The organism is uncultured Clostridium sp., assembly GCF_934754915.1.
Classification (GTDB): domain Bacteria; phylum Bacillota; class Clostridia; order Clostridiales; family Clostridiaceae; genus Clostridium.
Genome location: NZ_CAKVKB010000006.1, coordinates 15,989 through 30,176 on the forward strand (window position 1 = coordinate 15,989; position 14,188 = coordinate 30,176).

9 protein-coding genes are annotated in these 14,188 nt (G+C 28.7%); 8 read left to right on the forward strand and 1 reads right to left on the reverse strand.

Annotated features, from left to right (window positions below; genetic code table 11):
- Positions 1-495: 495 nt before the first annotated feature.
- From Q0F58_RS02110 to Q0F58_RS02130, 5 genes are all read left to right on the forward strand, one after another.
- Positions 496-2,505: an ATP-dependent helicase gene (locus Q0F58_RS02110; RefSeq protein WP_294371899.1), complete on the forward strand. Its 2,010-nt coding sequence runs from the start codon at positions 496-498 to the stop codon at positions 2,503-2,505.
- Between the two features lie 147 nt (positions 2,506-2,652).
- Entirely contained in the window at positions 2,653-4,740 is a 2,088-nt protein-coding gene (locus tag Q0F58_RS02115; protein WP_294371902.1) for a cell division protein FtsA, read from the forward strand.
- 31 nt (positions 4,741-4,771) lie between these two features.
- The gene (locus Q0F58_RS02120) at positions 4,772-5,953 is read left to right on the forward strand and encodes a M20 family metallopeptidase (protein ID WP_294371905.1); all 1,182 of its coding nucleotides are present in this window, start codon (positions 4,772-4,774) and stop codon (positions 5,951-5,953) included.
- Between the two features lie 110 nt (positions 5,954-6,063).
- On the forward strand, positions 6,064-7,038 hold the full coding sequence (locus Q0F58_RS02125) for an RluA family pseudouridine synthase (protein WP_294371908.1): 975 nt from the start codon (positions 6,064-6,066) through the stop codon (positions 7,036-7,038).
- A gap of 9 nt (positions 7,039-7,047) precedes the next feature.
- On the forward strand, positions 7,048-8,661 hold the full coding sequence (locus tag Q0F58_RS02130; protein ID WP_294371910.1) for a polysaccharide biosynthesis protein: 1,614 nt from the start codon (positions 7,048-7,050) through the stop codon (positions 8,659-8,661).
- Between the two features lie 71 nt (positions 8,662-8,732).
- On the opposite strand, the gene spoVB is transcribed toward Q0F58_RS02130, so the two are convergent.
- Positions 8,733-10,229: a stage V sporulation protein B gene (spoVB, locus tag Q0F58_RS02135; protein ID WP_294371912.1), complete on the reverse strand. Its 1,497-nt coding sequence runs from the start codon at positions 10,227-10,229 to the stop codon at positions 8,733-8,735.
- Between the two features lie 178 nt (positions 10,230-10,407).
- Here spoVB and Q0F58_RS02140 point away from each other — a divergent pair, with 178 nt between their 5' ends.
- From Q0F58_RS02140 to Q0F58_RS02150, 3 genes are all read left to right on the forward strand, one after another.
- A complete protein-coding gene (locus tag Q0F58_RS02140) occupies positions 10,408-11,709 on the forward strand; it encodes a hypothetical protein (protein ID WP_294371920.1) in 1,302 nt (433 codons plus the stop codon).
- Between the two features lie 264 nt (positions 11,710-11,973).
- Positions 11,974-12,528 carry a hypothetical protein gene (locus tag Q0F58_RS02145; protein ID WP_294371923.1) on the forward strand — a complete coding sequence of 185 codons (555 nt, stop codon included), beginning with the start codon at positions 11,974-11,976 and terminating at the stop codon, positions 12,526-12,528.
- Positions 12,503-14,164: a B12-binding domain-containing radical SAM protein gene (locus tag Q0F58_RS02150; protein WP_294371927.1), complete on the forward strand. Its 1,662-nt coding sequence runs from the start codon at positions 12,503-12,505 to the stop codon at positions 14,162-14,164. The genes Q0F58_RS02145 and Q0F58_RS02150 overlap by 26 nt, the downstream gene beginning before the upstream one ends.
- The last annotated feature ends 24 nt before the right edge of the window (positions 14,165-14,188 follow it).

Sequence of the window (14,188 nt, forward strand, 5' to 3'; positions counted from 1 at the left end):
TCTCCTTTAATAATACATAAAAATAATATTTGCCAAGAAATAACTTGAAAATAAAATATATAATTTTATTGTACAACTATAAGCTTTACATTACAATATATCTGAAACTTAGTAAATAACTACTGATTAATGATATAATTGATGAGAATTTCCATTATAATATAATTTATAGATTGTGTGCAAAAAAATTTATAATTTAGTGTTTGACAAGTATTTAATTGGAGTTCTTAAATGTGAGTGTCATTATTTATTATCACATATATTTATGATTATAATACAATTTGAAAGATAAATGAATTTTGATTTTTATTATTTTGATAGTATTAATTTAGAAATCAATAAATATATGGATCTGAAAAGTTTTTAATAATAATTGAATTGGGAATATAAAAATATATTGTTTAACTTATATAAAACATAAAATGTGTCTATACTTTTAATCATACTTTATGTTTATGGACGAATATATGTGAAAAAATGAAAGGAATGTATATAGTGAAGTATAGTTTAGATAAATATCAAATGGAAGCTGTTGAAACATGTGATAAAAATGCACTGATTGTAGCAGCACCTGGATCAGGTAAAACAACTGTAATAATAAACAGGGTAAATTATCTTGTAGATGATTTAAAAGTTCAAAATAAAAACATAATTGTAATAACTTTTACTAAAGCTGCAGCTGTAAATATGAAGAAAAGATATGAAGAAACGTTTAATACAAATTTATCTCCTTTTTTTGGAACATTTCATGGGTTGTTTTATAAAATGCTTTTAAGAAGTGGAAAGCAAATAGATATAGTTGATAGTGGAGTGGTACATAAAATAGTCAGCAGCATATTGAACAAATATTTTGATGAAGTCAGTGATGATAAAGTGAAGGAAATGATAAATAATATTTCTTTATTTAAAACATCAAGACAGTCATTAGAAGAATTTAAGCCATCCATTTCAAAGGAGATATTTGAGGAGGCATATAATAGTTACGAAGAGTATAAAGAAAAAAATAACAAATGGGATTTTGACGATCTTGCAATAAAAACTCTTGAAATGCTTCAAAATGATAGAAGGCTTCTTGAAGGATATAAAAAGCTTTTTAAATATGTTCTTGTTGATGAATTTCAAGATTGTGATGAGATGCAGATAGATTTCTTAAAATTGATAAATACAGATAGTGATAATTCTTTGTTTGCTGTAGGAGATGAAGATCAATGCATTTATTCATTTAGAGGTTCAAAACCAGAATATATGGTGAGCTTTGATAAGATGTTTAAAAATGGGAAAAAACACTATTTATCAATAAATTACAGAAGCAGAAAAAATATAGTAGAGAAATCTAAAGAAGTTATACGATTTAATAAGGAGAGAAATAGTAAAGAAATTAAATGGAATAGAGGAGAAGATGGACTTATAAAGTGGTTTAATTCTTATAATGAAAAAAATCAAGGAGAAGCAGTTGCAGATATAATACAGGAAAATAAGAAATTAAATGTATCATATGAAGATAATGCTGTTCTATATCGAACTAATATGGAATCAATGAGTATAATTGATGTTTTTACAAAAAGAAAAATTCCATTTACACTTATAGATAGAGAGTATAACTTTTTTGAACATTTTATATGCAGAGACATAATTGCCTATTTGAAGCTTTCAGTAAATCAATATGACAGAGAAAGCTTTTTAAAAATAATAAATAAACCATTCAGATATGTAAGTAAAACTAATCTGGCTTATGTAAGAACTTATACAAAAGAGGAAAATCCATTTGATATATTGATAGAAAAACAGGATACACCTCCTTTTCAGAAAAGAAAACTGGATGAATTAAAAAAAGATATAAATTATTTAAATAAAATTTCATTATCTTCAGCTATATCTTATATTATTATGGATCTTGGTTATATTGAACATTTAAAGGATTATGCAAAGAGGATTAATCAGAGTTTTGAGGATTTGGAAGATATAATAGAAGAATTCAAATTGTCAGCAGAAGGGTATAAAACAATTTTTGAATTTTTAGCACATATAGAAGAAGTAAGGGAAAGCATTGAGGAAAGTAAAAAGAAAAAAGACAGAGAAGGTGTTATTTTAAGCACTGTCCATGGCGTTAAAGGTATGGAATTTAAAAATGTGTATATTATTAATGCATGTGAAGATACAATGCCTCATTCGTCCAGCAAGGAAAACAATCTTGAAGAAGAAAGGAGATTATTTTACGTTGGAATTACAAGAGCAATAGATAACTTATACTTATTTTCTCCAAGAAACAGAAAAGGTCAGTTTAAGGATGTATCGAGATTTATAAAGGAAGGTAGATTTGATAAACTTCCACCAGACACGTACGGATATAAGGTTGGAAGTGAACTTATTCATAAAACTTATGGAAAAGGTGAGATTCTTGAGTTTGATGGTGACAGGGCTAAGATAAGATTTAGTGATAATGCTGAAAGAAGCTTTTCCTTAAAAGTTCTTGTTGATAATAATCTTGTTAAAAAGAATGTGTGATTATATAGATTATGAAATTAATATAGATGCTTATATTAAAAATATTTAAATATAAGCAGTATACTTTATTATTGTATGAAGTTTGGGAATATTATATAATTTAAAGTAGATTTAATATGGAAAATAGCAATAGAAGGTTGTGTAAACATGGAATTAAAAGGATTTAATCAAAAAGATATAATTTTTTCATTAGATATAGGGACAAGGTCAATAATAGGAACAGTTGGAATAATCAAAGATAAAAAATTTCAGGTTGTATGTGAAAAATACATGGAACATGAAGAAAGAGCAATGGTTGATGGACAGATACATGACATAACATTAGTCGCATCTGTTGTACAGAAGGTTAAAACTGCTATTGAAGAAGAAACTGGAATTGTATTAAATGAAGTTTCAATCGCAGCAGCAGGAAGATTTTTAAGAACAGTAAATGCAAGCTCTGAATTGGAGATAGAATCAGAAGAAGAAATCGATAAGGATGTTGTGAGAAGTCTTGAATTAAGTGCTGTAAAAAATGCTGAAGAGGACATAAATTCTACAACTGAAGGTAGACTTTACTGTGTTGGATATTCAGTTAAAAGTTTTTATTTAAATGGATTCCTCATATCAAATCTTATAGGTCATAAGGGAGAAAAGGTAGGAGCAGAAGTTATTGCAACATTTCTTCCAAGATCAGTTGTAGATTCGTTGTATTCAGTGATGAATAAAGTCAATTTAAAAGTTGTAAACCTTACATTAGAACCTATTGCAGCAATGGAAGCAGCAATACCTAAAAACTTGAGACTTTTAAATATTGCATTAATAGATATTGGTGCTGGTACATCAGATATTGCTATAAGCTCAAATCAGAGTATTTCAGCTTATGGAATGGTACCTATGGCTGGAGATGAAGTGACAGAAGCATTAGTACAGGAATATCTTGTTGACTTTAATACAGCAGAAAAGATAAAGAGAGATTTGGAAAATAATTTAGAAATAACATATACGGATGTACTGGGACTTGAAAATACAATATCATCAGAAGAAGCATTAAAAGTTATAGAGAATATTGTAAATAAGACAGCAGAAGAAATATCTAAGAAAATACTTGAATTAAATGGAGATAAGTCTCCAAGTGCAGTATTTCTTGTAGGGGGAGGAGCACATACTCCAGGTATACTAGATGCTATAGCTGAAAAGCTTAATCTTCCATCTAAAAGAATTGCAATAAAAGACAGGAAAGCTGTGACTGAATGTGTATCAGATAATGAACTTGGATCAGCAGGTGTTACAGTTTTAGGAATAGCCTTAGTTGCATTAAGAAGTCTTGGAAATGACTTTATTGATGTTCAACTTAATGGAGAACCAATAAGTCTATTTAATTCTCATAACCACACTACAATGGATGTATTATTACAGGCGGGAATAAATCCAGCACTATTAATAAGCAGAAATGGAAAAAGTGTCAGATTTACATATAATGGATGCAAGAGAATTGTATTTGGAGAATATGGTACAAATGCAAAGATATTTATAAATTCGGAAGAAGCAACTCTTGAGACTGAGATACATAGAAACGATAAAATTGAACTTGTTTATGCACAAAATGGTAAGAATGCAGAACCTAAGTTGAGTGAAAATATAAGAAATATAAACTCAATATCATTGTTTATAGATGATGACATTGTAAATATCGAGCCAGTAATACTTGTGAATGGAGAAATTGAAGATCTTGAGTATATAATTCAGAATGGAGATGAAGTAAGGGTATTTCTGCCAGTAAAGGTAAGAGATTTAAAAAAATATGTATTAAAAGAAGATGTCAAACTTATGAGCAGAGATGTTATTCTAGATGATTCTTATGAAGTTACAGAAGGTGAAAAAATAGTAAGATATTTTGGAAATGAAATTCAGGAATTTTTAGATACAGCACAACCTGAAGATGAAAAAGAAGAGATTTCAGAATCAATACCTTCTGAAGAAGAAAGTAAAGTTTTAGAAGAACAAAATAAACTAGAAGAAAGTAATAAAATATATAAAGAAGATTTTAAAACAATAAATGTAATTGCTAATGATGATGAGATAACAATGACAGGTAAAAAAGAATATGTAGTAGTAGATGTATTTGATTATATCGATTTTGATCTTACAATACCTAAAGGTAATATTAATATTACTTTAAATGGAGAAGATGCTCAATATACAGCAAAGCTGAAAGAAGGAGATGTTATCAAGGTATTCTGGTCAAAACTCTAATACATCAAAATAGTATGGAGGTAATATATCAATGATAGATTTTAAAAAAGAAGCAGAAAATATAAAAGAACAGTTAATAAATATAAGAAGAGATTTACATGAGCATCCTGAACTTGGTTTTGAACTTCCAAGAACAACAGGAATTGTAAAGAACTTTTTAAAAGAAAATAATATACCATATATTGAAACATCAAAAATGGGTATATGTGGAATTATAAAAGGAACAAAGGAAGGCAATAATAAAACTATAGGGTTAAGAGCTGATATGGATGCTCTTCCAATTCAAGATATGAAAACATGTGAATATAAATCTAAAGAACCAGGGAAAATGCATGCCTGTGGTCATGATTCACATACAACAATATTAATGGGTGTTGGAAAACTGCTTAATGAACACAAAGATGAATTTTCAGGAACTGTAAAACTTTTATTTGAACCAGCAGAAGAAACAACAGGAGGAGCACCTCATATGATAAAAGAAGGGGTATTGGATAATCCTAATGTTGACTGTGTATTAGGGCTTCACGTAGACGAAAATACAGAATGTGGAACAATAAAAATAAAAAAAGGAGTAGTTAATGCTGCATCTAATCCTTATACAATTAAAATAACAGGTCAGGGTGGCCATGGAGCATCACCACATGCTACAGTTGATCCAGTGGTTATAGCAAGTCACATAGTTATAGCACTTCAAACAATTGTAAGCAGAGAAATAGCTCCTGTTAACCCAGCAGTAGTTACAGTTGGAACAATTCATGCTGGGACAGCACAAAATATAATACCTGGTGAAGCTGAAATAAGTGGAATGATAAGAACAATGACTAAAGAAGATAGAGCTTTTGCAATACAAAGACTTACTGAAATTGCAGAAGGAATAGCGTCTGTATCAAGAGCAAAGGCAGAAGTTGTAGTTGAAGAAAGTTATCCATGCCTTTATAATGAAGATAATTGTGTTGACTTAGTATTAGAAAGTGCAGAAAAAGTTTTAGGAAAGGAAAATGTGTTAGATCAGAAAGATCCTAAAATGGGTGTGGAAAGTTTTGCTTATTTTGCAATGGAAAGACCAGCAGCATTTTATTTCTTGGGGTCAGGAAATAAAGCTAAACATACAGATGAACCAGCTCACAGCAATTTGTTTAATATAGATGAAGACTGTATTCCAATAGGAGTTGCAATTCAGGCAACTGCTGCATATAATTATCTAGTTAAATAATTATAATTGACAATATCATAAAAAAACTAGATAATGCTAAGAGGAAAATGCACAATAAGTTATTGTGAAAGCTGCTTATTGTGCATTAAAAAATTTAGGAGTGATTATATTTGAAAATAGAAATAGGACCAAATGAAGCTGGGCAGAGACTTGATAAGTTTTTAAGAAAATTGTTAAAGGATGTTCCATTAAGTGCTATATTTAAAGCATTGAGAAAAAAGGATATAAGAGTAAATGGAAAGAAACAGAATGAAAAATATTTTTTAGAAGAAGGCGACATAGTAGAAATTAAGTACATACAAAGCAAAAAAGAAGATAAGACTCAGAAATTCATGAGAGTAGATCCAAAGCGTATGAAGATATGTTTTGAAGATGAAAACTTGGTTATAGTTGAAAAATGGCCTGGAATACTTGTACATTCAGATACAAATGAAGGTAGAGAGGCTACATTGACTGATTATGTTTTATGTTACTTAAATGATAAGGGAGATTATCTTCCAGAAAATGAAGTTACATTTACACCAGCTTCGTGTAACAGGCTTGATAGAAACACGTCTGGAATGATTATGTTTGGAAAAACTTTTGAAGGATTAAAATGTATAAATGAAGCTATAAGAGATGATGAAGTAAAAAAATATTATTATACTCTTGCAAAAGGAAAAGTAAAACCTGGCCTTTATGAAGGATACATTGTTAAAGACTCTGAAAATAATATTTCAAAAGTTTATGATAAAGATGTTAAGAACTCTAAAAAAATATCAATGGATGTAAAAGTAGTAGAGACTAATGGAGCATATTCTTTTCTTGAAATAAATCTGATAACAGGAAGAAGTCATCAGATAAGAGCGCATCTTGCTCATGTTGGAAATCCTATAATAGGAGATAATAAGTACGGAGATAAGAAACTTAATTCATTTTTTGAAAGTAAATATGGTTTGAATTATCAATATTTATATGCATATAAATTGAATTTCCGAAAGATAAAAGGTAAGCTTGAATATCTTGATAACAAGACTATAGCAGTAGCGTTGCCTCCATTATTCAAAAAAATAAAACAAGATGTATTTAAAGTTTCATTTAGATAGGAGGTAATTATGGAAGAGAAATCAGCCAATAGAGGCTTTTTAATTCTTTCAATAGCTGGAATAGCGAGTAAAATTATATCGGTATTTTATATTCCTCTTCTTCAAAGAATTCTTGGATTAAGTGGATATGGAATATATCAAAACTGTTATGAAGTGTTCTTATTTGCATATGCTATAACCAATCTTGGAACTCAGCCTGCAATTGCAAAAGTTGTAGCTGAACTTACAGCCTTGGATAAGCATGAAGATGCAATAAGAACTCTAAAGATATCAAGAACGTTGTTAGCACTTGTTGGAGGAATTATTTCTATATTATTAATGCTATTTGCATTTCCTATAGGAGATATGATAGGAAATCCAGAAGCTTCTTATGGAATACTTCTTCTTGCACCAAGTATATTCATTACATCAATTTTATCTTCATATAGAGGTTTTTTTCAAGGAAAGAGCAGTATGAATGCAATAGCAATTTCTCAGGTTGTTGAGCAGGTAATAAATATACTTGTAAGTTTAACATGTGCGTTTCTTCTTGTTAAGATAAGTATTGCTTATGGTAGTGCTGGAGGAACTATTGGTACTTCAATTGGTGCACTCGTAGCATGTCTTTATATGGTATATGTGTATGGTAAAAATAAGTTTGAAGAAGAAGCTTTTGAATTACAGGAAAAACTTCATAAAAAAAGGATACGAACTAAGTCAATTATAAGAAAACTTATAAGATATGGTCTTCCAATAACATTAACAGCTGGTCTTCAGAATTTTGGAAGTCTTGTAGATATGGTTAATGTTAATAGCAGGCTTGCTTATGCTGGATTTGATCTTCAGAAATCACAAGAGCTTTATGGTGTTTTGGGAAGATATAAAACATTATTATCTGTACCTCTTATAATTGTTACAGCTCTTGGAACTACTGTACTTCCTGCAATATCAGCTGCAATGGCATTAAAGAATAAAAAAGATGTAAGAAAGAAAACAGGATTTGCTTTCAGAGTTACCTTTATAATTACAATTCCAGCAGCTGTAGGGCTTTCATGTCTTGCAAGCGAAGTATTTGAACTGCTTTATGGAACAAGTCAGGGATTTGAACTTATGATGATAGGATCAATTGTATTAGTGGTGCAATCAGTTGTTCAGATACAGACTACAATACTTCAAAGTATGAATAAGCTTTATTTTGTTCTATTTACATTTATAATAGGTATAGTAGCAAAGGTCATAGCTAATTACATTTTAGTAGGAATTCCGAGCATAAATATTTTAGGGGTAGTAGGGGGTAATTTCTTGTGGTTCTTTATCCCTATGATTTTAAATACCTTTGCATTGAATAAAATGCTGAGAGTAAAAGTCAGATTTTTCAGGAATATGATTAAACCTATTATTTCATCTCTTGCAATGGCAGGTGTGATTTTTGCATTAAAATATCCAGCAGAAATAGTTATGTCAATATTAAATGGAGGCAAATTAGTCAGTGGAGTTATAACATTAATTCTCATATCTCTAGGCGGCTTTGTATATTTATATATAATGATTGTCCTTGGGGGATTAAATAAAGAAGATCTTGATAGTATATCAGGAAGGATATATAGGGTGCTTCCAAGATTTTTAAGAAAAAAAATGAAGTAGAATTAAATTCATATTTTTATAAAATTAATGGCGGATATATTCCTGCTTGCCAGGAATATATCCGCTTATTTTTAATCTGTTTCTCCAAACCCACCAAGATAAGCAAAAATGGAGAAAGTTATTCCGATTACAAGAAAATTATTTATAATAGGAAAATGACCAGAAAAATGTTTTGAGAGTATTGATACTATTATAAATACAAGCAGTGACAGAAGAATATATATTATGATATTGTATATATTTATATTAATATCAATATGTTTATTTACTTCATAGATATTTAGTAAAAAGCTTATACTGCAAGCAATACAGACAGTTATGCTGTATCCAAATATATTTATAGAATGTATTGACGTAAATATATATAAACATATCAGTTCAGTTAGTGCTTCAATAAGTGAATTTCTTAGTATTATTCCCTGTTTATTTAAACCGTTAAGTATTCCAAACATGGTTAAAGATGTAAATATTACAGGAGCAGATAAAGAAGAAAATCTTATGTAGTTTCCTAAGTCATCTCTTCCAAAAAACATTTGACCGAGATTTGTAGGAACTATGTTGCAGATTACTGCAGTTGCAAGTCCTAAGAGAAATGCAAGTTTTATAACTTTTTTTATTCTGAGGGAAGCCTCATATTCTTTGCCTTGATTCAGCGTCTGTGATAAATCAGGAATAAGAAGAGTATTTATGGTAGATACTACAATCATTGGAATTGTTATTATGCATATTGCCATACCATTATATTTACCTATCATACTTAATGCGTCAGAATAATCAAATCCTGCAGCTATAAGGCGTCGGGGAACAACAAGTGTAGCGAGAGTTCCTATAATATTTGTCAAAAAACCATTTACACATAGAGGTATAGAAATGCATATTACATCAAATAAAAGCTGCCAGCTGTTTTCTGCTTTTTCCTGAAAAATAGGCATTTTATTTATTGAATATCTATAATAAATATAGAGAAAAAAGAGACTTTGAAATTCACCAATGCATAGTGCTACTGTTGCCAATGTAACCATTCCCTCAAGGGTGCTTGCTTGAGTTGTGAAAATGAGAAGGCTTACGGTAAGTATTCTCATAGCTTTTTCAAATATATCTATAATAGCTGGTATTGTTATTCTTGAAGTTCCATAAAAATATCCCTTAAAAATATTTGATATTGCAATACAGACCATTGCAGGACATATTACCCGTATAGCATTTATCGTTCTTGTATCGCTTACACCATATTTACCTATGAATGGAGCTGAGAAGAATACAATTATTCCTATAAATAAAGCCCATGTTACATTGAATAAGGAGATGACACGGATTGTTTTAGTTATATTGTTATATTTACCTTCTTGTGTATAAATTGCTGAAATTTTTGAAATTGATGCAACTATGCCTGCTGACATGAGACATATAAATAAATTGTAGATAGGCATAACAAGATTATATAATCCCATGCCTTCTGGTCCTAAAATTTTAGAAAGATATATGGAAAAAATAAATCCTAATATACCTGTTGTTATATTAGAAACTGTAAGCAAAAATGAATTTTTAAAAAAATTGTCTTTATCCAAACAACTCACTCCTTTGATTAATATTATGATTTCTACTTGTGAAAAATTCTAAAATATTTATTAACATAAATCTGAATGTTTAAATGAGGTCTATTTTACATATTTAAAAATATAATTTTATTATGAGAATAGTATTTTTATTTAAGTTAATAGTGCCATATTAAGCGGGGTGAAGTTTTTGAAACACTTTTTGAAATTTATAATTGTTTCTGTAACAATTATAGTTATAGCATTTATTTTGGTTAATATAACAGGCAGGTATAAAGTGGATATACTAGGAAGTAATATTAAATGGAGCATAGACAGCAAGAATTGCAAGAAAGCAGTGGATTTTGATAAAGATGATGAGAGAAATACATATATTGCTTATAGTGATTCAATAAGTGTGATGAGAGAAGATGGAAAAGAAAATATTCTTCTGAATGATTCATCATTAAATGTGGATAGAATGTTGTTTTATGATGGCAGGATTTATTATCTTTCTGATGATAAATTATATGTATACGATATTTATAAGGGAGAGAGCAAAGTAATATTGGATGAAATACCATATAAGGGTGATAATGTTGATAGAAGAATGATAATAAAAGACTCTAAATTGCTTCTTTCTATAGGAAGTGCTACAAATTCGGGAATTGCGGATAATAATGAGGAATACAAAATAAATGAAATTCCTTATGATTTAACACCAATAAATATAACTTTGACAGGAAATAATTATGGGAAAAAGAAAACAGGACCTTTTATGCCTTATGGAAATTCAAGTTTAAAGGGGCAGAAGATTAAGTGCAGAAATATCGCTAATAGTTCTGTTGTAGAAATAGATTTGAATTCTAATAAAACATCGCTATATGCATGTGGAATAAGAAACATAACAGGATGGGATATTAACAGTAACAACGAACTTATATGTATAGTAGGGGGAATGGAAAATAAGGGAGACAGACCTGTAAAAAGAGATTTTGATTATATATATAAAATACAAAAAAACAATTGGTATGGATGGCCTGATTATAGCGGAGGAGATCCAATTGAATCACCACGTTTTAATGAAGAAAAACCTATAACGAGAATAATCGAAAATCACCCTAATAAAAATGTACCTGGTCCTTTATATCAATTTGACCATGTAAGTTCGATGAGGTGTCTTGCTATAGATAAAAATAATGGGGTTTTAGGAAAAGATACCATGGTATATTATGATACAGATAGAAATGTAATTTCGTCATTAGACAATAATTTAATAATGAACAGACTTTTAAAATTGAAAGAAGATAGTATTATTAAAGAAATAAAGATAAAAGATGATTCAATTTATATATTGGATAGTGGAGTGGGATGTATTTACAGACTAAATTCGATAGATGGAAGTTTCATGTTTAATATTCCAAGAGTAATATTAATATTTATTTTGATGTTTCTTGGAAGTCTTGTATTTGTACTTATATATAAATACAATAATGGGAAAGTTAATAAGTAATAGAAAATGTATAGGTAAAAGAGATATATTAGTATGTTGATAAGTTTAAGGTCAGACATATTTGTATATCTCCTTTTTATTTTACAGAAAGGTAAATTAGAGACAATTTAAATGCAATTTCAATTTTGTAATATATACATATTAAATTAATTTTTGAGAAATTATATTCTAATTATTTGAAAAAGTTAAATAATATGGTAAAATAATGATGAGGGTTAAAATGAGAATAAAGGTAAAATGGTATAATAAATAAGGGTGAGAAAAATGGGGAAAACAATTATAATAAATTTAGAAAAAGTAAATATTAATGGAGATGTGCTGGATGTAGGCGAAAAAAATTTTGGCATCATATATAATCTGACCAAAGATGTTCAAGAAGAACTCAGTCTTGATTATGTAGATGAAGAAACTGATGTTAAAATGAAAGAAAATGCTTATGATACTTGTACATTTTTTTTTGAACTTAATAAGATATGGACATCTGTAGAAAAAGAAAAAATAATAAAAAAAGTATATAAATATATAAAACAAAATGGGGAAATATTAATATGGGATATTAATAAGGAAAGAGCAAAGGTTTTTAATAATAAGATAAAAATAATACTTCCAAAAGGTAATATAAAAGAATTTACTTTTAAGAATTCAAATATATTGACGTCATCAAATGCAGAGGAGACAAAAAAAATCCTTGAAAAATATTTCAATATAGAAGAAACTAAAACATGGGAAGATATTTTTTTCATAAGAGGAAAAAAATTAGGGACAAATGCTAAAAAAGAGGAGAAAGACGAAAATGAAAGTTTTACTTACAGCCATTAACTCGAAATATATACACAGCAATCTTGCTGTAAGATATTTAAAGAGTTTTACAAATGATTTGGATTATGAAGGAAAGATAAGAGAATTTACTATCAATGACAGAGAAGAGAGAATTCTTGAAGAAATAATTAGAGAAAAGCCAGATATAGTTGCTTTCTCTACATATATATGGAATGTTGAAATGATTTCAAGAATTTCAAATCTTATAAAGAAAGTTGATTCAAGAATTGAAATATTATATGGAGGTCCTGAAGTTTCTTTTGATTCAAGGGCATTTCTCAAGAAAAACATAGGAGAATATGTGATTGAAGGTGAAGGGGAAAAAACATATAGGGATTTTATATTATACAAATTAGGAGAAAAACAAATTGAGCAGGTAAGGGGACTTCATTATAAGAAAGATGGTCAAGTATTTTCTAATGAAAGAAGACCACTAATGAATATGGATGAAATAGTATTTCCATATGAAAAAGATGAAGATTTAAGCAATAAAATTGTTTATTATGAGGCATCAAGAGGGTGTCCATTTAATTGCAAGTACTGTCTTTCATCAACAAGTCATGGAGTTCGTTTTTTAAATACAGATAGAGTGCGTAAAGAGCTTAAGTATTTTATAGACAAAAAGGTAAGGCTTGTAAAATTTGTGGATCGTACATTTAACTGTAATCATAGATTTGCTATGGATATATGGAAATACCTTATTGAAGCAGATACAGATACTCAGTTTCATTTTGAAATATCAGCTGATATTTTGAAAGATTCAGAAATAGAACTTCTTTCAAAAGCTCCAGAGGGAAGATTTCAATTTGAAGTGGGTGTTCAGACCACAAATGATGATGTTTTAAGAAATATAAATCGTTTTGTTAATTTTAGTGATATAAAAGAAAAAGTTGAAGAACTTATGTCTATAAAAAATATAAAGCAGCATCTTGATCTTATAGCTGGTCTTCCAGGAGAAGATTATGCATCATTTAGAAGATCTTTTAATGATGTTTATAGTATAAGACCTGAAGAGATACAGCTGGGATTTCTAAAGCTTCTTAAAGGGTCTTCTATGAGAGAAGAAGCTGAAGCATATGGAATGAAATATTCGCCATACCCTCCATATGAAATATTAAAAACAAATCTTGTGAGTTACGAAGAAATGATTAAACTGAAAAAAATAGAAGCTATGGTAGACAAATATTATAATTCAGGTAAATTTGATCATATAATAAAATATTTTGAACAAAAGTTTGATACACCATTTGACTTCTATTACGAACTGGGAATGTTTTTTGAGAATAAGGGATATTTTAATAAAAATATAGGAAATATAGAATATTATAAGGTGTTTTTAGATTTTGCAGAAGAAGTTTTAAAAGAAAATAGTAAAACAGTTAATGAAATAGTAAAATTTAATTATCTTCTATATTATAAAAATAGAGGGTTGCCAGACTTTTTAAGAAGTAATCTTACAAAAGAAGAAGAAAAGCAAATAAAAGTTGATCTTAGAGAAAGATATTCTTTTAAAGAATATCATATTGAAAAATTCAACATAGACTTAGATAAGTATGTGGAAAATGGCAGTATAGAAGAAAAAATATCATGTTATTTATTTGATAGTCATGGAACATACATAAATGTTGGTATATAAATAATATTCAAAAGAATTAAAAAA

What these genes read in the sequence shown, in the direction of transcription:
- Q0F58_RS02150 (WP_294371927.1), top strand. Translation starts at nt 12,503, where the DNA reads ATGAAAGTTTTACTTACAGCCATTAACTCGAAATATATACACAGCAAT.
- Q0F58_RS02120 (WP_294371905.1), top strand. Translation starts at nt 4,772, where the DNA reads ATGATAGATTTTAAAAAAGAAGCAGAAAATATAAAAGAACAGTTAATA.
- Q0F58_RS02115 (WP_294371902.1), top strand. Translation starts at nt 2,653, where the DNA reads ATGGAATTAAAAGGATTTAATCAAAAAGATATAATTTTTTCATTAGAT.
- Q0F58_RS02145 (WP_294371923.1), top strand. Translation starts at nt 11,974, where the DNA reads ATGGGGAAAACAATTATAATAAATTTAGAAAAAGTAAATATTAATGGA.
- Q0F58_RS02130 (WP_294371910.1), top strand. Translation starts at nt 7,048, where the DNA reads ATGGAAGAGAAATCAGCCAATAGAGGCTTTTTAATTCTTTCAATAGCT.